Origin of the sequence: Saccharothrix texasensis (assembly GCF_003752005.1) — a bacterium.
GTDB classification, from domain to species: domain Bacteria; phylum Actinomycetota; class Actinomycetes; order Mycobacteriales; family Pseudonocardiaceae; genus Actinosynnema; species Actinosynnema texasense.
In genome coordinates this window covers 4,102,770-4,123,376 of sequence record NZ_RJKM01000001.1, presented here as the reverse complement: position 1 = coordinate 4,123,376, position 20,607 = coordinate 4,102,770, and the positions used below count along the sequence as shown (strand labels likewise).

Genomic DNA, 20,607 nt, shown 5'->3' with positions numbered 1-20,607 from the left:
GCACTACCGTCGTCGCCGCAGACGGATCAATCCATGGGGGAGTGCAATGAGGTCCTTCCGACGCAGACTGCTCGTCGCCACCGCGCTCACCGCCACCACGGTGCTGGTCGGCGCCACGGCCGCGGTGCCGGCCGCGAGCGCGGGCAGCGACGTGAACGCCCTGCTGGCCGAGTCGCTGCGGCAGGCGATCGTCGCGCAGAACTTCAAGGACGTGCTCGACCTGACCCCGCCGGAGTCGGTGGCGGCGGCGTCGAAGGCGGGCGCGCCGGAGAAGCACGACCCGCTGTCCGCCGAGGAGGCGTCGGCGGCCCGGGTCGGCGCCGCCGCGGCCCGGCCGCTGCACCAGACGCCGAACATGGACCTCGCGGTGATCGAGATCGACCGCCTCGGCCGGCCGATCGCGATGGCCGACGTGCTGCTCAGCCCGCAGTACCCGAACGGGGTCGTGGTGCCCCTGAACACGCGGAAGCTGTCCACCGACCAGGTGCGCTACCGCTGGTGGGACGACACCGAGTGGGACGTCAACGGCGGTCGGGGCACCCGTGACGTGCTCGCCGGCCGGGAGGGCGCGCCCCTCGACTTCTCCTCGCCGTACCCCGCGTCGGTGCTCAAGCTCATGGTCGGCTTCGGCGTGCTGCGGCTGGCCGACCAGGGTCGGGTGAACCTCGACGCGGTCTACGACTACCAGCCGGTCACGCCGCACCCGGTGTGCGGTGCGGCCTCCAGCAAGGTGATCCGGCAGCACTTCGACGAGATGATCACCAAGTCGCAGAACGAGTCCACCTGCGCGTTGATCAAGATGATCCACGACCTCGGCGCGTGGGACGAGGTCAACACCACGTTCGTCGGGCTCGGCATGCCGACGTTGATGGTCACCGGCACGAACCCGGAGAACGGCGGCCGGTGGATCGGGTCGAACATGAGCAGCATCGACACCGCCAAGCTGCTCCTGCTGGTCAACGGCGGCTCGGGCGTGCTGTGGACGACCGACGCGGGCAAGCAGGTCACCCGCGACGAGCTGACCGAGGCGTCCCGCGTGCAGTTCATCAAGTCGCTGGGCAACCAGGGCCACAACGAGATGCTGTCCACCACGAACCACTGCGGGCGCGCCTACCCGGTGCAGGGCATCCCGCAGCTGACGCCGCCGCGCTGGATCCAGGCCGACGGCACGGTGAAGATCGGCGACGCCGTCTACGACAGCGACGTGCGGCCGTGCGACGCGGTCGCCGAGGTGACGTTCAGCCACAAGACGGGCTGGGTCGACACGACCGGCAGCGACGCGGGCATCGTGCGGTCCCTGCCGGGCAAGGAGCGGCGCAACTACATCGTGGTCGCCTTCTCCAACCTGGGCACCGACTACGTCGACACCTACCGCCCCGCCGACCGGCCCGGTGTCTTCCCGGTGCTCTACACCGAGAAGTACGCCAAGCTGGGCGCGGCCGTCGACGACGTCATGGTCGCGATCACGCCGATGTCCCACTGGACCGTGCGCCAGGGCTGACCCGCCGCCCCCGATGTGACAGGGGTCCGACCACCCGGAGTGCTTGCAGGAGCCCCTGTCGCACCGGGCCGGCCGTGCGCGGGCAGGACGACCGGACCGGACCCGCTCCGGTACACCCGTTCGAGAAACCCGTTGGCGCGACCGCGCACCATCCGGTGCACTTCCAGCCATGAGCGACCAGCCCGCAGTGCGACCGGCGCCCGTCAGCGGCTTCCCGGAGTGGCTGCCGCACGTGCGCCTGGTCGAACTGCGCCGGCTGGACGCGATCCGCGCCGCTTTCGAGCGCTACGGCTTCTGCTCCATCGAAACCCCCGCCGCCGAACGGCTCGAAGTCCTCCTCGCCAAGGGCGAGACCTCCAAGGAGGTGTACACGCTCGGCCGGGCGCAGGGTTCGGACGAGGGGCAGCTCGGTCTGCGCTTCGACCTCACCGTCCCGTTCGCCCGGTACGCGGCGCAGCACTTCAACGAGCTCGTCTTCCCCTTCAAGCGCTACCAGGTGCAGAGCGTGTGGCGTGGTGAACGGCCGCAGGACGGGCGGTTCCGCGAGTTCACCCAGTGCGACATCGACGTGATCAACGTCGACCGGGTGCCGATCCACTTCGACGCCGAGCTGCCGCGCATCGTGCACGAGGTGCTGACCTCGCTCGACCTGCCCGCCTGGACCATCAACGTCAACAACCGCAAGGTGTTGCAGGGCTTCTACGAGGGTTTGGGCATCGACGAGCCGCTCGACGTCATCCGGGCCGTCGACAAGATCGACAAGATCGGCGCGGACGGCGTGGCGTCCCTGCTGGCGGACCGGCTCGACCAGGCCCGGATCGAGTCCGTCCTGGCGCTCGCGCGACTGCGCGGCGGCGTCGGGGACGTGCGCGCGCTCGGCGTGCGATCGGCCCTACTGGACGAAGGCCTCGCGGAACTGGACTTCGTCCTCCGCGAACTGGCCGACCTCCCCGAGGTGGTCGCCGACTTCTCCATCGCCCGCGGGCTGGACTACTACACCGGCACCGTCTACGAGGGGAAGTTCGTCGACTGGCCGGAGTACGGCTCGATCTGCTCCGGCGGCCGGTACGAGAACCTGGCCGGCTCGTTCACCCGGCGCAGCCTGCCCGGCGTCGGCATGTCGATCGGGTTCTCCCGGATCTTCGCCAAGGTGCTGTCCGCCGGCCTGCTCGACACGGGCCCGAGCACGCCCGCCGACGTCCTCGTCGTCCTGCCGCCGGACCGCCGCCGGACCGCCACCGCCACCGCGGGAGCCCTGCGCGACAACGGCTTCAACGTCGAGCTGTACCACCAGGAGGACAAGGTCGCCAAGCAGCTCCGGTACGCCTCCCGCAAGGGCATCCCGTTCGTGTGGTTCCCGCCGTTCGAGGACGGCCGGTCGCACGAGGTGAAGGACCTGGCCACCGGCGCGCAGACCACCGCCGACCCGGCGACCTGGTCACGCCCGCGGACCTGAGCCGGGCCGCGCGACCGCGGACCACGGGCCGCGGTCGCGCACCGCTCAGGTCCGCACCTCGCGCGTCCGCCACATCACCAGCACGAAGTACGGCGTGCCGATCAACGCGATCACCAGCCCGGCCGGCACCTGCGCGGGCGCGATGACCGTCCGGCCCGCGGTGTCGGCCGCACTCACGAGCACCGCGCCCACCGCCGCCGCGACCGGCAGCACGCGCGCGTGCCGACCGCCGACCAGCGACCTGGCCAGGTGCGGCGCGACCAGCCCGACGAACGCCACCACGCCGATCGCGGACACGGCCGTCGCCGCCAGCACGCCCGCCGCCAGCAGGATCACCAGCCGCGACCGCTCCACCCGCATCCCCAGCACGCGCGGCGTGTCCTCGTCCAGGCTGTGCAGGTCCAGCTCGCGGTGCCGCGCCCACAGCAACGGCGTGAGCAGCACCAGCGCCAGCGCGGTCGGCACGACCTGCTCCAACGTCCGCCCGTACGTCGAGCCGGACATCCACGTCAACGCCTTCGCCGTGTTCCACGGGTCCGAGGTCACGATCAGCAGCGTGATCAGCGCCATCCCGGCCGACCACATCGCGATGCCGATGACCACCAGCCGGTCCGAGTCCAGCCCCGACCGCCACGCCAGCCCGTAGACCAGCGCGAACGCCACCATCGCGCCCACGCCCGCCGCACCGGCGATGTGCCACGCGCCGGCCATCGGCACCGCCGTGATCAGCGTGATCGCGGCGAGCCCCGCACCCGCCGTGATGCCCAGCAGGCCGGGTTCCGCCAACGGGTTGCGGCTCACCGACTGGATGCCGCACCCGGCCACCGCCAGCGCCGCGCCCGCCACCAGCGCCGCCAGCACGCGCGGCAGCCGCTGGTCGACCACGAACGTCAGGGCCGTGCCGGTCCGCCCCGCGAACCAGTTCGCCAGGTCGCCCAGCAGCACCAGCCGGTCCCCGAGCATCAGCCCCGCCGTCGGCGCCGCGACCAGCAGCACGCCCAGCACCACCGACGTCACCACGAGCCGCCGCGACGACGTGGCCACCCCGACCCGCCCGGCCGGCGCCTGCCGGGGCGTCCCGCCCGACCGCCCCCGCCGCGCCAACCAGATCAGCACGACCGCGCCCAGCACCGTGGTCATCACGCCGGTCGGCACCCGCACCGCCGCCGCCGAACCCATGACGGCCCGCAGCAGCACGTCCGCGCCGAGCACGATCACCACGCCGACCAGCCCGGAGAACGGCAGCAGCACCCGGTGCTTGCCCAAGCCGGGCACGATCGGCGTCAGCAGCCGGGTGATCACCGGCGCGCTCAGCCCCACGAACCCGATCGGCCCGGCGATCGTCACCGCCGCCGCCGTCAACGCCACCGTCAGCAGCACCGCGCCCACGCGGGTGCGCCGCACCCTCAAGCCCAGCACGGTCGCGTTGTCGTCGCCCAGCGCCAGGATGTCGAGCGACCGCCCCATCACCAGCAGCACCGCCACCGCGACCACCACGACCGGCGTCATCTGCGCGGTCGCGTCCAGGTCGCTCACGGTCAGCGAGCCGGAGCCCCACGCGAACAGCCCGGTCGTCTCCTGCTCGTACATCAGCAGCAGCAGGATCGTGGCCGACTGGAGCGTCAACATGACCGCCGACCCGACGAGCACCAGGCGCGGGCTGGTGGAACCGCCGCCCGACAACCCGAGCACGACCACCGACGCCGCGAGCCCGCCGACGAACGCCGCCGCGCCCGCCGGCAGCGTGGGCAGGCTCAGCCCGAACGCCGCGATCGACACCACGGCCAGGTGCGAGCCCGCGTTCACGGCGAGCGTGTCCGGGGAGGCCAGCGGGTTGCGCGCCACCGACTGCATCCCCGCGCCGGCCACGCCGAGCGCGACGCCGAGCAGCAGCGCGGCGAGCAGGCGCGGCACGCGCGAGCCCTCCAGCACGGCGAGGGTCTGCGCGTCACCGTCGCCCACGAGGGCGGCGAGCAGGTCGAGCACACCGGTCGACGCGGTGCCCTGGGTGAGGTGGACGGCGGAGAGCACGGCGATGAGCGCCACGACCCCCGCCGTCACGACGGCGGTGCGCATCAGGCGGTGGTGGCCTTCACGAACTGCTCGGCGACCTCGATGACCGACTTCGGCCCGCCGAACGTCCAGGTGCCGGGCTCCAGCTTGACGACCTTCTTCGAGACCACGAACGGCAGCCGCTGCCACACCGGGTTCGCCGCGAGGCCGGTGGTGAACACGTCGTCCTCGGAGGCGCTGTAGAACAGCACCGTCTTCGGGTCGGTGAGCGCGGTGAGGCCCTCGACGTCGGTGGCGCCCAGGCCCCACTGCGGGTCGACCTCGCCGGTCCACGCGTTCTTCAGGCCGACCGCCTCGGCGGCGTCGGAGACCAGCGAGCCCTTGCCGAACGGGCGGATGTTGACCGTGCTGCCCTGCAACCAGCCGTCGGCCATGACGAACGGCGTGCCGGCCGCGCCCTTGGCCTCGACCGCCTTCTTGCCGTCGGCCAGCGCGGTGTCCAGCTCGGCCAGCAGCGCGTCGCCCTCGGCGGACTTGCCGATCGCCCGGGCGATCAGCTTGGTGTCCTCGCGCAGCCGGTCGAGGTTGCGGGAGGCGTCGCTGGCCTTGGTGACGATCACGGGGACGTACTTCTCCAGCTGGGAGGCCAGCGTCTCGTCCCGGCCCTTGGCCATGATCACCAGGTCGGGGTCGAGCGCGACGATCGAGTCGACGCTGGGCTCGTTGCGCTTGCCGACGTCCTTCACGTCGGCGGCGAGCGGCACGGCCGAGTCCCACGTCTTGTAACCGGTCGCGTCCGCGACACCCACGGGCATGACACCCAGTGAGGCGACGGTCTCGGTCTCCGCCCACTCCAGCGTGACGACCTTCTGGGCGGGGGAGTCGAGCTTGACCTCCTTGCCGCGGGAGTCGGTGACGGTGACCGGCCCGCCGGCGGACTCGGTCGGCGCGGACGTCGGCGTCTCGGTCGTGCCGCACGCGGACAGCAGCACGGCCGCCGTGACGAGGGCAGGGGCAAGCAAGCGCATCGCTGGTACCTCTCAGGGGTGAAGGGGAAGGGGTCAGGCCGGTCGCGGGGTGTGCCTGCCGAGGGGGCGGCAGTGGATCGCGCCGGTCACCGGGTCGTCGGCGACGTGCACCGTGACGCCGTAGGCCCGGGTCAGGTGCTCGCCGGTGAGGACGTCGCGGACCCCGCCCGCCGCGACGACCCGGCCCTCGCTCAGCAGCACGACCTCGTCCGCGATGATCGCCGCGTGGTCGAGGTCGTGCAGCACGACGCCGACCGCGACGTCGTGGTCGTCCGCCAGGTCGCGCACCACGTCGAGCACCTCGACCTGGTAGCGCAGGTCGAGGTGGTTGGTGGGCTCGTCCAGCAGCAGCACGGAGGTCTGCTGCGCCAGGCACGACGCCAGCCACACGCGCTGCAACTCGCCGCCGGACAGCTCGTCCACGCCGCGGTCGGCCATCGCGGTCACGCCGGTCAGCTCCATGGCGCGCTCGACGGCCGCGCCACCCTCCAGGTCGACCCCGCGCCACCCGGTCCGGTACGGGTACCGGCCGTAGGAGACGACGTCGCGCACCGACACCCCCGACGGCGTCGGCCGCTGCTGGGTGAGCAGGGTGACGTTGCGGGCGAACTCCTTGCCGGACAGGGGGGAGTGGCCCCACACCGACCTCTCGCCGACGCGGACGTTCCCCTCGCGCGGCCGGTGCAGCCGCGCCAGCGACCGCAGGACGGTCGACTTGCCGGACCCGTTGGGCCCGACGAGCGCCGTCACGGCGCCCGCGCGGAGTCCGAGCGAGACACCGTGCACCACCGCGCGGTCGTGGTGCGCCAGGACCAGTCCCTCACCGGCGAGCAGCGCGTCTCCCTTAGACATGAGGGGAGCCTAACCTAAGGTCGCGAATCGCCCATATGGGCGTGATCTACTGCACTCCTCGGCCTATCCGGTAACGCTGCGCATGGGTGCATCGGGCGCGGATGGACCCGTAACGGTGGCTTCGCCCCGCTCGACAACCCCGCTGTCACACGGACGGGACGGGGTCGGTCAAGTGAAGAAGCTCGAAGCGCACGAGGTGGCGCTCGCCAAGGTGTTCTCCAGCGACTACGAGTTCGTCGTCCCGGACTACCAGCGCCCCTACACCTGGGAGCCCGCGCAGGCGACGCAGCTGCTGGCCGACCTGGTCGAGGCGGTCGACCGGGACCCCGAGGACCCGTACTTCCTGGGGTCCGTGGTGCTCGTCAAGCGCCCGGACGAGCCGCTCGCCGAGGTCATCGACGGCCAGCAGCGGCTCACCACGTTGACCATCCTGCTGGCCGTGCTGCGGGAGCTGACCGAGGACCCGCGCGACGCGGACAACCTCGACATCCTCATCTGGGAGCCGGGCAACACCATCCTGGACCTGGACTCCCGCCCGCGGCTGCGCCTGCGTCCGAGGGACGAGGAGTTCTTCCGCAAGCACGTGCAGGCGCGAGGCGGGGTCGACCTGCTCCACCCGGAGGCCAAGTACCCCAACGACGCGCAGGCCCGCATCGCCGCGAACGCCCGCGCCCTGCGCGACGCCCTGGCCTCGTCCACGCCGGCCCAGCGACTGGCGCTGGCCAAGGCCGTGGTCCAGCGGACGTTCCTGGTCATGGTCTCCACCTCCGACCTGACCAGCGCCTACCGCATCTTCTCGGTGATGAACTCGCGCGGGGTGGAGCTCTCACCGGCCGACATCTTCAAGTCGCAGGTCATCGGGGCCCTGCCGGACCACGACAAGGCCCGCTACGCGGAGAAGTGGGAGGACCTGGAGGCGGACCTCGGGCGCGAGGCGTTCGCCGACCTGTTCTCGCACATCCGCATGGTGGTGCTGAAGTACCGGGCCCGGCAGCAGTTGCTCACCGAGTTCGGCGACCACGTCCTCAAGGGCTTCCTCGACGAGGGCGAGGCCGCGGTGTTCGTCGACGACGTGCTGGAGCCCTACGGGTCGGCCTACCGGGACATCCTCACCCGCGACCACCAGTCCCTGTCCCAGGCGACCGAGGTCAACGACTGGCTGCGCCGGTTGCACCTGCTCGACAACTTCGACTGGCAGGCGCCCGCGCTGTGGGCGCTGAAGACGCACCGCAACGACGGTTCCTGGCTGGTCGGGTTCCTGCGCCGGCTCGACCGCCTCGGCGCGTGGATGCTGGTGACCCGCTGCAACGCCCAGGCGCGCGGTCAGCGGATCGCGAAGCTCCTCCAGGAGCTGCAGGACGGGCTCGGCCTGGGGTCGCCCGCCCTCGACCTCGACGCCGACGAGCGGGCCGAGCTCCGGGCGAAGCTGGACGGCGACGTCTACCGCAGCGCCGCCGTGCGGAAGTACGTCCTGCTGCGGTTGAACGAGCTGGTCTCGGACCCGTTCGTGGCGCAGGACGTCAAGATCGTCACGGTCGAGCACGTGCTGCCGCAGAGCCCGTCGGCGGGCAGCGAGTGGCGCGAGGTCTTCACCGAGTCCGACCGGGAGCGGTGGACCCACCGGCTGGCGAACCTCGTCCTGCTCAGCCGGACCAAGAACTCGGCGGCGGGCAACCTCGACTTCGCCGCGAAGAGGGACAAGTACTTCGCGGGCGGCAAGTCGCCGAGCTACGGGCTGACCACGGAGGTGCTGCGGGAGGAGACCTGGACGCCCGACGTGCTCGACGCCCGGCAGGAGCGGCTGGTCGGCGCCCTCGCCGAGCACTGGGAGCTGCGCGTCAGCTGAAGTGGCGCCGCGTGTCGGCCACCAGGGACCTGAACACCACCGTGTTCATCCGGCGGTCGACCTTGACCGCGGGCTCGTAGGCGAACGTCCAGGTCAGCCGGCAGCCGTCGCCGGACCGCTCCACCAGGTAGTCCTCGCCGAAGCGCCGGTACACCGGCAGGTTCGCCCGGTCCACCAGGAACGACTGCCGCCGCCCCTCCTCCCAGCGCATGAAGTGCTCGTTGAGCCGCAGCACGCCCAGCACCGTCGCGGTCCGCGTCGTGCCCACGCCGAACGGGCGCGGGGAGGTGTACTCGACCGACGACAGCAGCCGGCACCACCACAGCGGGTTGGAGGCGGTCAGACCCCGCCACACACGTTCGGGTGACACCGGCAGGTCCAGCACGTAGCTGTGACGCTGCGGCGCCGAGTCGAAGAAGTCCACGTCGAACGGCTCCAAGCGGGGCACGTCGTCCAGTGTGACGCCTGTGCGCCGGTTTCACCGCTTGCCCGCGCGATGGTGCCGCACCGGCTGAACCGCCACCCGCCGACGACCACCCAAAGCAGCAGTGGGTTGAGCCGGACGGGCGGACTCCCCGCTCGAACGTGTGGATCACCGCCGCCGGTCTTGGCCGCCATGCCCGCGCACTGGTTGCGTACACCCGGTACGTCCCGACGAGAGGTGCGAGCCGATGGCGCAGCCGTTCCAGCTGCCGGATTTCTACATGCCCTACCCGGCACGGCTGAACCCCAACCTGGAGCGCGCGCGCACCCACACGAAGACGTGGGCGTACGGGATGGACATGATCGACGTCCCCCAGCACGGCACGGTCATCTGGACCGAGGAGGACCTCGACAACCACGACTACGCCCTGCTCTGCGCCTACACCCACCCCGACGCCTCGGCCGACGACCTCGACCTCGTCACCGACTGGTACGTGTGGGTCTTCTACTTCGACGACCACTTCGTCGAGCTCTACAAGCGCAACCCGGACGTGACGGGCGCCAAGGCCTACCTCGACCGGTTGCCGCTGTTCATGCCGGTCGACGGCGCGATCACCGCGGAACCGGCGAACCCGGTCGAGAAGGGCCTCGCCGACCTGTGGACGCGCACCGTCGGCAGCCACTCGGCGGACTGGCGCCGCCGGTTCGCCGACAACACCAAGCACCTGCTGGACGAGTCCATGTGGGAGCTGCTCAACATCTCCGAGGGCAGGCTCTCCAACCCGATCGAGTACGTCGAGATGCGCCGCAAGGTCGGCGGCGCGCCGTGGTCGGCGAACCTGGTCGAGCACGTCACCGGCCTGGAGGTGCCCGCCCGGATCGCCCTCAGCCGCCCGATGGGCGTCCTGCGTGACACGTTCGCCGACGCCGTGCACCTGCGCAACGACCTGTTCTCCTACGAGCGCGAGGTGCTCGACGAGGGCGAGCTGAGCAACGGCGTCCTGGTGCTGGAGAAGTTCCTGGACCTCCCGACCCAGGAGGCCGCCGAGGCGGTCAACGACCTGCTCACCTCCCGCCTGCACCAGTTCGAGCACACCGCCGTCACCGAGGTGCCGCTGCTGCTCGACGAGCACGCCGTCGACCCCGCCGGCCGCCTCGCCGTGCTGGCGTACGTGAAGGGCCTGCAGGACTGGCAGTCCGGCGGCCACGAGTGGCACGCCCGGTCCAGCCGCTACATGAACGAGGGCGCGGTCACCGCGAGCCCGGTGCTCGGCGGCCCGACCGGGCTGGGCACGAGCGCCCTCCGCGCGCTCATCGCGACCGCGCCGCAACGCCTGCGCAGCTTCAGCCACGTGCCGTTCGAGGAGGTGCCGCCGAGGCCCGAACCGGCGCTGGACATGCCGTTCGAGGTGGCGGTGAGCCCGCACTGGCACGACGCGCGGGAGAAGAGCGTCGCGTGGGCGCGCGAGATGGGCCTCTTCGACGACGTGCCCCGCGTGTGGACCGAGGGCAGGTTGCGCGACATGGACCTCGCGCTGTGCTCGGCGGGCATCGACCCGGACGCCACGCCGGAGCAGCTGGAGATCTCCGCGTTGTGGCTGACCTGGGGCACCTACGGCGACGACTACTACCCGGTCGTGTTCGGCCGCACGCCGGACCTGGCGGTCGCGAAGGCCGCCACCGACCGGCTCAAGCAGATGATGCCGTTGGAGGGCGCGTCGCCGTCGCCGACGACCCCGCTGGAACGCGGCCTCGCCGACGTCTGGCAGCGCACCACGGCTCCGATGCCGCCGGACAACCGGCGGCAGCTGCGCCACACGCTGGACCTGATGCTGGACAGCTGGTTGTGGGAGCTGAAGAACCAGCACGAGAACCGGGTGCCCGATCCCGTCGACTACGTGGAGATGCGCCGGCACACGTTCGGTTCGGAGCTGACGATGAGCCTGTCCCGGCTCGGCCACGGCAAGCTGGTGCCCGACGCCATCTACCGGACCCGCACCATCCGCAACATCGAGAACTCGGCGATGGACTACGCCACCATCCTCAACGACCTCTTCTCGTACCGGAAGGAGATCCAGTTCGAGGGCGAGGTGCACAACATGGTGCTGGTGGTGCGCAACTTCCTCGACGTCGACCTGGACCGGGCGTGGGGCATCGCGACCGACCTGGCCAACGCGCGGCTGGCGCAGTTCCAGCACTCGGTGCGGGTCGAGCTGCCCGCGTTGTTCGAGGAGTTCCACCTCGAACCCGAGGCGCGCGAAGCGCTGCACGACTACGTCGGCGAGCTGCGGGACTGGCTGTCGGGCATCCTGCACTGGCACCGGGAGGTCGTGCGCTACCACGACGCCGACCTGGCCAAGCACTTCGGCGGCGACCGGGAGCTCGGGTTCACGCCGCAGTCCCTGCGCGGCCCCACGGGCCTCGGCACGGCCTCGACCCGCCTCCTCGCGGCCAGGTGACGTCGCACGTCGGAGGCGGCCGCCGGGTCACCGCTGTACGGGCCCGTCTCCACTCCTAGCGCTGCTCGGCCGCCGCGAGCACCCCGACCGCCACCACGGCCACCGCCGTCGACACCGCGACACCGGCGCGGAACCCGGCCTCGCCGCGGCCCGCCAGTCCCGCCGCCAGTGCCGCCACCACCGACCCGCTCATCGCCACCGGCCACGGCCCGCACCGGTCGGTCAGCGATCCCGACACCACCGCGAGGGCGGCCACGCCCGCCACGAACACCAGCAGCGCCACCCCGACGTCCTCCGGTGAGCCGCCCAGCACGTCCGTCACGTGGTGGGGCACGAGGAAGCACCACCCCGCCCAACGCCGACACCAGCGACAACGTCAGCAGCGGCTGCCCGGACAACCGCCGCCGGACCAACGCGAGCACCGGCTGCGAACCGGGCAGTCGCGCCGACCACACCGCCGACGCCACCGCCAGCAGCCACGCCAGGTCCTCGAACGCCGGCAGCACCGACGTGATCGCGCCGCCCAGCAGCACCGCACCCGCCCACCACCAAGACCCAGAACGACGGCCGTGAGCACGCTCGCCACCGCGACACCGACCAGCGCCGCCCGGTCCACCCACCGCCCGGCCGGGATCGCGACCGCCGCCATCGGCAGCGTGCAGGCCGGCAGCGCCCACGCCGCGGCCGCCGGGCCGATGCCCCACTCGCCACCGAGGCCCGCTCAAGGACCCGCGTGCCGTCCTCGACGCGCTCAAGCAGGGGTTCCCGACCGACGCCGGTGGCGGCCACGCCGCGCTGGAGGCGGCGTCCGACCGCCGCGACGTCCACGGCGAGTGACCGGCGCGAGCCGACCCGGACGACCAGTCACCTGACAGATGCCCGTGCCCCACCCCCGCTCCTAGCGTCGACACCGACACGACCCAGGGAGGGCACACCGTGATCAAGCTAGCGATCATCGTCGGCAGCACCCGGCGCGGCCGGTTCGCGCCGGTGGTGGCGAACTGGTTCGCCGACCGGGCCAAGCAGCGCGACGACCTGAGCGTGGACGTGGTCGACCTGGACGACCTCGACCTGCCGGACCGGCTGCACGCCTTCGGCGAGGACCCGGCGCCGGAGGTCGCGCTGGTCTCGCCGCGCCTGCGTGACGCGGACGCGTTCGTCGTCGTCACGCCCGAGTACAACCACAGCTTCCCCGCGCCGTTGAAGAGCGCCATCGACTGGCACTACACCGAGTGGCAGGCCAAACCGGTCGGGTTCGTCTCCTACGGCGGCGTCGGCGGCGGGTTGCGGGCGGTCGAGCAGCTTCGGCAGGTCTTCGCCGAGCTGCACGCGGTCACCGTGCGGGACACCGTCAGCTTCCACGGCGCGTGGTCCCGCTTCGACGAGGCGGGCGAGCCGGTCGACGCCGACGAGGTGGCCAAGGCCGCCACGGCCGTGCTCGACCAGGTGGTCTGGTGGGGGACGGCGCTCAAGGAGGCCCGCGCCAAGCGGCCTTACGGGGCCTGACGTGCGGGCCGTGCGGCTGCACGCGTTCGGCTCGGCCCTGCGGTGCGAGGAGGTCGAGGACCCGTCGCCGGGACCGGGCCAGGTGCGGATCGCGGTGCGCGCGGCGGGCGTGCACCTGCTGGACGGGGTGGTCCGGCGTGGCGGTGACGGCTGCGTGCCGCTGCCGGACCTGCCCGCGGTGCTGGGTTCCGAGGTGGCCGGTGTGGTGGACGCGGTCGGCCGCGACGTGGACGAGTCGTGGCTGGGGCAGCGGGTGGTGACGCAGCTCGGCCTGCTCGGCGGGGGGTACGCCGAGCTGGCGGTGCGGGAGGTGGGCGCGCTGCACGTCGTCCCGGCCGGGCTCGACTTCCCGGCGGCCGTGGCGATGATCTGCACCGGGAGCACGGCGTTGGGCGTGCTGGACGCGGCGGCCCCCGCCCCGGACGACGTGGTGGTGGTGACGGCCGCCGCCGGCGGGGTCGGCACCCTGCTGGTGCAGGGCGCGGCCCGGGCGGGCGCGCTGGTGGTGGGCTTGGCGGGGTGCGAGGAGAAGCGGCGGGCCGCGTTGCGGGCGGGCGCGGCGGTGGCCGTCGACTACCTGGGGCGGGAGTGGCAGCGGCAGGTGCGAGAACGGCTCGGTGGACGGGAGGTGACGGCGGTGCTGGACGGTGTCGGGGGTGTGCTGGGCCGGGCCGCCGTGGACCTGCTCGCACCGGGCGGGCGGGTGGTGATGTTCGGCTCGTCGTCGGGCGAGCCGGCCCACCTGACCTCGGCCGACCTGTTCGCCCGCGCCCTGACCGCGACCGTCGCCCTCGGACCGCAGGTGGCGAAGCGGTCGGGCGGGCTGCGCGCGCTGGAGACCCGCGCCCTGGCCGCCGCCGCCGACCACGGGCTGACCCCGTCCATCCAACCGTTCCCGCTGGCCGACGCCGGGCGGGCGCACGAGGCGATGGAGAGCAGGCACACGGTCGGCAAGGTCGTCCTGCTCCCGGCCGCCGGCTAGGGTCGTGACCATGCTGCACGGCAGGTCCGCCGAACTGGCCGCGGTGGACACCCTGCTCTCCGCCGCCCGCGCCGGGCAGAGCGGCGTGCTCGTGCTGCGCGGCGAGGCGGGCATCGGCAAGTCCGCCCTCCTGGCCCACGCCGCCACCCGGGCCACCTCGCCCACCCCGGAACTGTCGTACCCCTTTGGCACAATGAAATCAGGGGACCCCCTGTCGGGTACCCCTGCGCAGCCACCGCCCGCCCCGGCCGGGACCGACCACCTCCCGGCCGCCGGCAACCAAGCCTTGGCCGACGGCAACCGCGCCTCGGCCGACGGCAACCGCGCCCTGGCCGACGGCAACCGCGCCCTGGCCGACGGCAACCGCGCCCCGGCCGGCGGACATCGCAGCGCGGCCGACGCCGGGTTCCTGGTCCTGCGCGGCACCGCGGTGGAGTCCGAGTCGGTGGTGCCGTTCGCCGGGTTGAACCTGCTCCTCGGCCCCGTCGTGCACCGCCTCGACGCCCTCCCGCCCAACCAGGCCACCGCACTGCGCGCCGCTCTCGGCCTCGCCGCGCCCGAAGGCGGCGACCACCACCTGGTCGGCCTGGCCGTGCTCACCCTCCTGGCCGACCTCGCCGACCGCAACCCCGTCCTCTGCCTGGTCGACGACGCGCACTGGCTGGACCAGGGCTCGGCCCAGGCGCTGGTCTTCGCCGCCCGCCGCCTCCAGGCCGAGGGCATCGCGATGGTCTTCGCCGCCCGCGACCTGCACGCGCCGCCGTTCCCCGCGCCCGGCCTGCCCGAGCTGCGCCTCACCGGCCTCACCCCCGAGCACGCCGCCGCCCTCCTCGAAGAGCACGCCGCCGACCTGCCGCGCTACGTCCGCGACCAGATCGCCGAGGAAGCCCGCGGCAACCCGTTGGCGCTGCTGGAACTCCCCGCCGCCCAACGCGAAGGCCACCTGCCCGCCGCCCACGCCTACCGCGTCGCCGCCCTGCCCACCCACAGCCGCATCCAGCAGACCTTCGCCGACCGCATCGGCACGCTCCCCGAGCGCACCCGCACCCTCCTGCTGGTCGCCGCCGCCGACGACACCGGCGACCCGACCGTCGTGTTCGAGGCCGCCGGTCTGCTCGGCGCGTCCGTCGACGACCTCGAAGCCGCCGAACAACGCCAACTCCTGCGCTCCGACGACGGCCGGCTGACCTTCCGCCACCCCCTGATCCGCGCCGCCGCCTACCAGAGCGCCCCGCTCAAGCACCGGCTCACCGTCCACAGGGCACTGGCCGACGTGCTGCCCGACGCCCACCGCAGCGCCTGGCACCTGGCCGCCGCCACCACCGCGCCCGACGAGGACGTCGCCCGAGCCCTCGCCCGCACCGCCGAGGACGCCCGCGACCGGGGCGGTTACGTCGCCGTCGCCGCCGCCTACCAGCGCGCCGCCGAACTCACCCCGGACCCCGTCGAACGCGGCCACCGGTTGGCGTCGGCGGCGGGCGCGGCCGGTGCGGCGGGCCAGTTCGACCGCGCGGTCGTGCTCGCCGACCAGGCGTGGCACCTGGTGGGCAACCCGGTGGACGGCGCGCGGGTCGCCCGCATCCAGGCGCGGCTGGCCAGTGAGCAGGGACGGTCGGCGGAGGCCGCGGCGCAACTCGCCCGCGCCGTGCGGTGCGCCGAGCACACGGACCGGGAACTGGCGGGGGAGCTGCTGTTCCACGCCGCCAACAACGCGTGGGCCGGCCGCGACCTGGACCTGTTGAAGGACATCGCGGCCCGCGCCGGGGACCTGCCCGGCGCCGACGACACCCGGCGGGTCGCCACCGCCGCCCTGGGCCTGGACGGCGCCGACGTCCCCGGCGGCATGGCGGCGTTGCGCGAACTGCTCGACTCCCCGTACGTCGGCGGGCCCGGCAACGCGGTCACCGCCTGGTGGAACCTCGTCCTCGGCGACGACCGGGCGGCCTACGCGTGGGCGTTCGACCTGGAACGCCAGTCCCGCGCCCAAGGCGCCCTCGGCGTGCTGCCCCGGGCCCTCGCCTACCTGGCCCGCGGCCGGCTGCACCTCGGCCGGCACCGCGACGCGCGGGCCACCGCCGAAGAGGGGCTGCGCATCGCCGCGGACATCGGCCAGGAGTTCAGCGTCGGCTTCCTGTCCGCCGTGCTCGCCGAGCTGGCCGCCGTCGAAGGCGACGCGGCCAGGTGCGAGGAGCTGGTGGCGACGCTGGTCGGCGACGCGCCCCAGTCCGTGCGGGCCGCGTGCGCGTCGGCGCTGCTCGACCTCGGACTCGGCCGGCACGAGGCCGTGCTGGACCGGTTGGCCGACGTCGCCGCGGGCGCGCACCGGCTCTACTCCGTCACCAGCCTGCCCGACCTGGTCGAGGCGTCCGCCCGGCTGGGCAAGCCGGACGCGAACGCCGTCCGCTGGTTCGACGAGTGGGCCTCGGGCACCGGCCAGCCGTGGGCTCGGGCCGTCTCCGCGCGGTGCCGCGCCCTGCTCACCGACGACGAGCGGTGGTACGCGAAGGCGGTCGACCTGCACCGCGTCGACGACAGCCGCCCGTTCGAACGCGCCCGCACCGAGCTGCTGTACGGGGAGTGGCTGCGCCGGGCCCGCCGCAAGGCCGACGCCCGCACCCACCTGCGGTCGGCGTCGGAGGTGTTCGAACGGCTGGGCGCGACACCGTGGGCCGCCCGCGCCCGCGCCGAGCTGCGCGCCACCGGCGAGAGCCGGGCCGTGCCGGGACCGGACCCGCTCAGCGCCCTCACCCCGCAGGAGTTGCAGGTCGTGCGGCTGGCGGCCGAGGGACTGAGCAACCGGGACATCGGCGCGCAGCTGTTCCTGAGCCCGCGCACGGTCGGCTACCACCTCTACAAGGCGTACCCGAAGCTCGGCGTCGCGTCGCGCGTGGAACTCGGCAAACTCGCCCTCACCTGACCCGCGCGTGTCCTACGTCCAGAACACCCGTGTCCTACGTTCAGAACACCCGAGTTGAACGCTCAGAACACGACCCGGGCGGCCGAGACCGGTCGTCGCGCCACCGGGAACGTCCGCGCGGACGCCGTGTTCACGCTCCACCGGTACCGGCTGAACTCGCCGGTCGCGTCGGACGCGTAGAACATCATGTGCCCGTACCCGGCGCCGTCCGTCGCCGCGGTGGCGTTGAAGATCCGGTTGTCCGGGAACCGGAAGTAGTTGCCCACCCCGTACACGCCGTGCGGCTCGGACGTGCAGTCCACGACCTCCACCGCGTACTGCGTCTCGCCGCGGAAGTTCAGCCCGCGGGTCGGCGCGGTGTACACGCCCTTCACCGAACGCACCATCACCACGTGACCGGTGTTGGTGTCCTGGTCGTTGCGGTAGTCGATGGCGATCACGTCACCCGGACGAAGGTCCGCCACCCTGGTGACGCGCTCGAAGTGCGGGATCTCCCGCTCCGCGAACGCCGCCCGGTAGTCCCGCGCGAACGGGCTCGCCACGCCGAAGTGGGCGCTGAAGAACCGCGGCGTCGCCCACTTGTACGTCCGCTTCAGCACGGCGGTCAGGAACGACGCGCACTGGCTCTGGTTGACCCACCCGGACGCGTCGCCGGGCGAACCCCACCGGACCACGTTCGGCTGGTCCGGTTCCTTGTAGGTGTTGTTGGTCAACGGGCACGTCGGCAACGACAGGTAGCCGACCAGCTGCTCGGCTTCCAGCAGGTGCGGTGTGGACGGCCGGTGTGGACGCGGCGCCCGGGCCGGCGCGGCGGTCGTCCCGGGGGTCGCGGTCGCTGGCGCGGCCACGGCGGTTCCCCCGGAGAACGATCTGCGCGACAGGTCCATCGTGCGACTCCCCCTTCGATGCGGGCCCGCATACCGTAGTCGAAGGGGATGAGCCGCACGTGGTGGTTCAGCGCGCGTAGACCAGCAGAACGGTGGTCAGCACGGTGCAGAGGGCGAGCATCGTGGCGATCCCGGTCATCGCCGCGCCGGCCGACAGCAGGACCCGGGTGAGCATGCCGAGCACTCGGCGCAGGAGCTTGGCCAGACCCATGACCAGCGTCAACGCGCCGATCATGACCACCACCACGAGCGGCGTCCACTCGGTGGCCTCGGAAGTTCGGGCTAACGCGGTGAGCATGTTCATGATGACCCCCGGATGGCTTCCTGGGTGAACTTCACCTCTACTCACTGAAGTTGACTGAACCTCAGTAATATGAGAGTAAGTGGGGTGTACTCACCTGACAAGCCCCTGATAGGGGTATCCGCTCGTCACTTTTCTCCGCAATAGTGTATGTTCCACGCTTCAGCTAGCACGCTGAAGTTCACTGAAGGGCGCGCGGTCGTGGTCGTTGCGGATGGCTCCCACTCGCTGTCGCACCGCCTTCGGGCGCTGCGCGAGGAGCAGTGGCCCGACGTGGTCATCACGCAGAGCGACCTCGCGCAGGCGTTCAGCGCCGACAAGCCGGCCAGCGTGCCGCTGCTGTCGTCGTGGGAGAGCCGCGGCAAGCCCAGGACGCCGCCGCTGAACCGCCTCGCCGCCTACGCCACCTTCTTCGCGACCGAGCGCTCCGTGGCCACCCGCCCGTACCGGCTGATCCCGGTGGACGAGCTGACCCCCGAGGAGCTGCGCCGCCGCGAGGAGCTGCTGCGCGAACTGGTCGCGCTGCGCGCCGCCGTCGAGCGCGAAGACGGCACGACCCCCGCCCAGGACCGCGCCGACCGGGGCTTCTGGTACTTCGACGACCGGCACGACATCACCATCGTCGTCGCCCAGCTCCCGGCCGGCATGCGGGCGGCCATGCCCTACTCCGACCCCACGCAGCCGGACTACGTCGAGCTCTACACCTACGCCGACCTCGACGCCCTCATCGAGCTGCACGGCCACATCCGCGCGCTCAACCCGCGCAGCCAGGTCAACTTCCGCATCGCCTCCAACCTGGCGCCCGACGACTACACCACGCACCTCGTGCTGCTCGGCGGCGTCGACTGGAACCTCGTCACCCGCGAACTGCTCGACCGCGTCGACCTCCCGATCACCCAGGTCGCCCGGCACGACGAGGCCGAAGCGGGCGGTTTCGTGGTGCGCGACGGCGAAGGCCACGAGCGGCTCTTCGCGCCCAAGCTCGGCAACTCCCGCGGTCACGAGGTCCTGATCGAGGACGTCGGCCACTTCTACCGCGGCACCAACCCGTTCAACCACAAGCGGACGGTGACGATCTGCAACGGCCAGTACGGCAGGGGCACCCTCGGTGTCGTGCGGGCCCTCACCGACGGCAGGTTCCGCGACCGCAACGGCGCGTACCTGGAGACCCGCTTCGCGGGCACGGACGCCTTCAGCATCCTCACGAGGGTGCAGGTGGTGAACGGCCAGGTCGTCACGCCGGACTGGAACCTGCCCGAATCCCGCCTCGTCGAATGGCCGGAGGGCCCGGGTTGACCGCCACCGCCCCTGCGCTCGTGGAGCACCACGCGTCGCACGGCAAACTGCTGACCACAGTGGACGTCCAGGACTGCCCGCCGGGGGCGGTCGACGCGATCGTCGTGCCGACCAACCGCCCGTGGCGCTACCTCGGCACGGCCGCCGACGTCGCCGCCGCGCTCGGCCGGCCGCTGCTCGTGCTCACCAGCGGCACCGCCGCGCCCGACCGGGCCGCGAAGCTGGCCCGCACCAGGGGCGTCGAGATGCTGGTGGTCGACGTCGGCGCGCTGCCCGCCTCGCTGATGCCCCGCCTGTCGGCGACCGCGAAGGTGCTCAGCTCCACGGAGTTCCTGCGGCACACCGACACCAGCTTCAAGCGCAACCTCGGCCTGCTCGTGTCCCGGGTGGTCGGCTGGGAGCGGGTGGCGTTCCTCGACGACGACATCACCGTGCCGACCCCGTCGGACCTCGACGCGGCGGCCGGCCTGGTCTCGGAGGGCTACGCCGCCGTCGGGCTGGAGGTCGGCGGCTTCCCGGACAACTCGGTGGTCTGCCACGCGCACCGCGAGACGGGCGGCGACCAGGGCACGTTCATCGGCGGCGGCGCGCTGGTGATCGGCCGCGAGTCGATGACCTCGTTCTTCCCGACGATCTACAACGAGGACTGGTTCTTCCTGCTCGACGACGCGGGCCTGCGCCGGTCGGCGATCACCGGCCGGGTGGAGCAGAAGCCGTACGACCCGTTCGCCAACGAGTCGCGGGCGCAGATGGAGGAGTTCGGCGACTGCCTCGCCGAGGGGGTGTTCGCGCTGCTGGACGACGACGGCGGTTTCGAGGCGGCGGCGGACGAGGGCTACTGGTCGGACTTCCTGCACGGCCGGATGGCCCTGATCGACGGCATCCTCGACCGCATCAGGTCACGAGGACGGCGCGACGACGAGGCGTTGCGCATGGAGATCGCCCTGCGCGCCGCGCGCAAGCGCTGCGAGGCCATCCCGCCGTCGCTGTGCGTGCGGTACCTGAAGGCGCTCGCCCAGGACCGCCGCACGTGGGCGGCGCACGTCGCGACCTTCCCGCAGGGCGCGGTCGACCTGCGGGGCGCGGTGGCGGCGTTGGGGTTGGCCGGGCACGCCACGTACGTCGCCCGCTGACCGCCGG

The 20,607-nt window shown here is 72.6% G+C and carries 16 protein-coding genes; 9 read left to right on the top strand and 7 right to left on the bottom strand.

Annotated elements, in window-relative coordinates; translation table 11 throughout:
• Positions 1-46 precede the first annotated feature (46 nt).
• Together EDD40_RS17315 and hisS are read left to right on the top strand one after the other, a co-directional pair.
• Positions 47-1,501 (top strand): serine hydrolase, encoded by a 1,455-nt coding sequence (locus tag EDD40_RS17315; RefSeq protein WP_211348192.1) that lies wholly within the window; start codon positions 47-49, stop codon positions 1,499-1,501.
• 169 nt (positions 1,502-1,670) lie between these two features.
• On the top strand, positions 1,671-2,957 hold the full coding sequence (gene hisS / locus EDD40_RS17310) for a histidine--tRNA ligase (protein ID WP_123743841.1): 1,287 nt from the start codon (positions 1,671-1,673) through the stop codon (positions 2,955-2,957).
• Between the two features lie 45 nt (positions 2,958-3,002).
• Here hisS and EDD40_RS17305 read toward each other — a convergent pair whose 3' ends face one another.
• Genes EDD40_RS17305 through EDD40_RS17295 form a run of 3 tightly spaced genes read right to left on the bottom strand, consistent with a single transcriptional unit; the run spans position 3,003 to position 6,850 of the window.
• Positions 3,003-5,033 (bottom strand): iron ABC transporter permease, encoded by a 2,031-nt coding sequence (locus tag EDD40_RS17305; RefSeq protein WP_123743840.1) that lies wholly within the window; start codon positions 5,031-5,033, stop codon positions 3,003-3,005.
• Positions 5,033-5,998: an ABC transporter substrate-binding protein gene (locus tag EDD40_RS17300; protein WP_123743839.1), complete on the bottom strand. Its 966-nt coding sequence runs from the start codon at positions 5,996-5,998 to the stop codon at positions 5,033-5,035. Before EDD40_RS17300 ends, EDD40_RS17305 begins: the two co-directional genes overlap by 1 nt.
• 33 nt (positions 5,999-6,031) lie before the next feature.
• Positions 6,032-6,850, bottom strand: coding sequence for an ABC transporter ATP-binding protein (locus tag EDD40_RS17295; protein ID WP_123743838.1), 819 nt, complete (start codon positions 6,848-6,850; stop codon positions 6,032-6,034).
• 172 nt (positions 6,851-7,022) lie between these two features.
• Between EDD40_RS17295 and EDD40_RS17290 the strand changes: the two genes are divergently transcribed.
• Positions 7,023-8,696: a DUF262 domain-containing protein gene (locus EDD40_RS17290; protein ID WP_123743837.1), complete on the top strand. Its 1,674-nt coding sequence runs from the start codon at positions 7,023-7,025 to the stop codon at positions 8,694-8,696.
• On the opposite strand, the gene EDD40_RS17285 is transcribed toward EDD40_RS17290, so the two are convergent.
• Positions 8,689-9,144: an SRPBCC family protein gene (locus EDD40_RS17285; RefSeq protein WP_201438753.1), complete on the bottom strand. Its 456-nt coding sequence runs from the start codon at positions 9,142-9,144 to the stop codon at positions 8,689-8,691. The genes EDD40_RS17290 and EDD40_RS17285 overlap by 8 nt on opposite strands.
• 223 nt (positions 9,145-9,367) lie before the next feature.
• On the opposite strand from EDD40_RS17285, the gene EDD40_RS17280 reads away from it, so the two are divergent.
• The gene (locus EDD40_RS17280; protein WP_123743835.1) at positions 9,368-11,578 is read left to right on the top strand and encodes a terpene synthase family protein; all 2,211 of its coding nucleotides are present in this window, start codon (positions 9,368-9,370) and stop codon (positions 11,576-11,578) included.
• 55 nt (positions 11,579-11,633) lie between these two features.
• Here EDD40_RS17280 and EDD40_RS17275 read toward each other — a convergent pair whose 3' ends face one another.
• Positions 11,634-11,912 carry a hypothetical protein gene (locus tag EDD40_RS17275; protein ID WP_123743834.1) on the bottom strand — a complete coding sequence of 93 codons (279 nt, stop codon included), beginning with the start codon at positions 11,910-11,912 and terminating at the stop codon, positions 11,634-11,636.
• A gap of 602 nt (positions 11,913-12,514) precedes the next feature.
• Here EDD40_RS17275 and EDD40_RS17270 point away from each other — a divergent pair.
• The 3 genes from EDD40_RS17270 to EDD40_RS44395 are packed head-to-tail and all read left to right on the top strand — an operon-like array spanning position 12,515 to position 16,983.
• A complete protein-coding gene (locus EDD40_RS17270) occupies positions 12,515-13,084 on the top strand; it encodes an NADPH-dependent FMN reductase (RefSeq protein WP_123743833.1) in 570 nt (189 codons plus the stop codon).
• 1 nt (position 13,085) lies between these two features.
• The gene (locus EDD40_RS17265; protein ID WP_123743832.1) at positions 13,086-14,066 is read left to right on the top strand and encodes a zinc-binding dehydrogenase; all 981 of its coding nucleotides are present in this window, start codon (positions 13,086-13,088) and stop codon (positions 14,064-14,066) included.
• A 10-nt stretch (positions 14,067-14,076) separates the two neighbouring features.
• Positions 14,077-16,983: a helix-turn-helix transcriptional regulator gene (locus EDD40_RS44395; protein ID WP_281277793.1), complete on the top strand. Its 2,907-nt coding sequence runs from the start codon at positions 14,077-14,079 to the stop codon at positions 16,981-16,983.
• Positions 16,984-17,045: 62 nt separating this feature from the next.
• Here the strand turns inward: EDD40_RS44395 and EDD40_RS17250 are convergent, their stop codons facing one another.
• Positions 17,046-17,831, bottom strand: coding sequence for a hypothetical protein (locus EDD40_RS17250; protein ID WP_246037707.1), 786 nt, complete (start codon positions 17,829-17,831; stop codon positions 17,046-17,048).
• Between the two features lie 106 nt (positions 17,832-17,937).
• Entirely contained in the window at positions 17,938-18,168 is a 231-nt protein-coding gene (locus EDD40_RS17245) for a hypothetical protein (protein WP_148088829.1), read from the bottom strand.
• Between the two features lie 204 nt (positions 18,169-18,372).
• On the opposite strand from EDD40_RS17245, the gene EDD40_RS17240 reads away from it, so the two are divergent.
• Both EDD40_RS17240 and EDD40_RS17235 read left to right on the top strand, forming a co-directional pair.
• Positions 18,373-19,467 carry an XRE family transcriptional regulator gene (locus EDD40_RS17240; RefSeq protein ID WP_123743829.1) on the top strand — a complete coding sequence of 365 codons (1,095 nt, stop codon included), beginning with the start codon at positions 18,373-18,375 and terminating at the stop codon, positions 19,465-19,467.
• Entirely contained in the window at positions 19,464-20,600 is a 1,137-nt protein-coding gene (locus EDD40_RS17235; protein WP_148088828.1) for a hypothetical protein, read from the top strand. Before EDD40_RS17240 ends, EDD40_RS17235 begins: the two co-directional genes overlap by 4 nt.
• Positions 20,601-20,607 lie beyond the last annotated feature (7 nt).

Excerpts from the sequence above, each read along its gene's own strand:
- EDD40_RS17315 (WP_211348192.1), top strand. The coding sequence starts at position 47 with ATGAGGTCCTTCCGACGCAGACTGCTCGTCGCCACCGCGCTCACCGCC.
- hisS (WP_123743841.1), top strand. The coding sequence starts at position 1,671 with ATGAGCGACCAGCCCGCAGTGCGACCGGCGCCCGTCAGCGGCTTCCCG.
- EDD40_RS17305 (WP_123743840.1), bottom strand. The coding sequence starts at position 5,033 with ATGCGCACCGCCGTCGTGACGGCGGGGGTCGTGGCGCTCATCGCCGTG.
- EDD40_RS17300 (WP_123743839.1), bottom strand. The coding sequence starts at position 5,998 with ATGCGCTTGCTTGCCCCTGCCCTCGTCACGGCGGCCGTGCTGCTGTCC.
- EDD40_RS17295 (WP_123743838.1), bottom strand. The coding sequence starts at position 6,850 with ATGTCTAAGGGAGACGCGCTGCTCGCCGGTGAGGGACTGGTCCTGGCG.
- EDD40_RS17280 (WP_123743835.1), top strand. The coding sequence starts at position 9,368 with ATGGCGCAGCCGTTCCAGCTGCCGGATTTCTACATGCCCTACCCGGCA.
- EDD40_RS44395 (WP_281277793.1), top strand. The coding sequence starts at position 14,077 with ATGCTGCACGGCAGGTCCGCCGAACTGGCCGCGGTGGACACCCTGCTC.
- EDD40_RS17245 (WP_148088829.1), bottom strand. The coding sequence starts at position 18,168 with ATGCTCACCGCGTTAGCCCGAACTTCCGAGGCCACCGAGTGGACGCCG.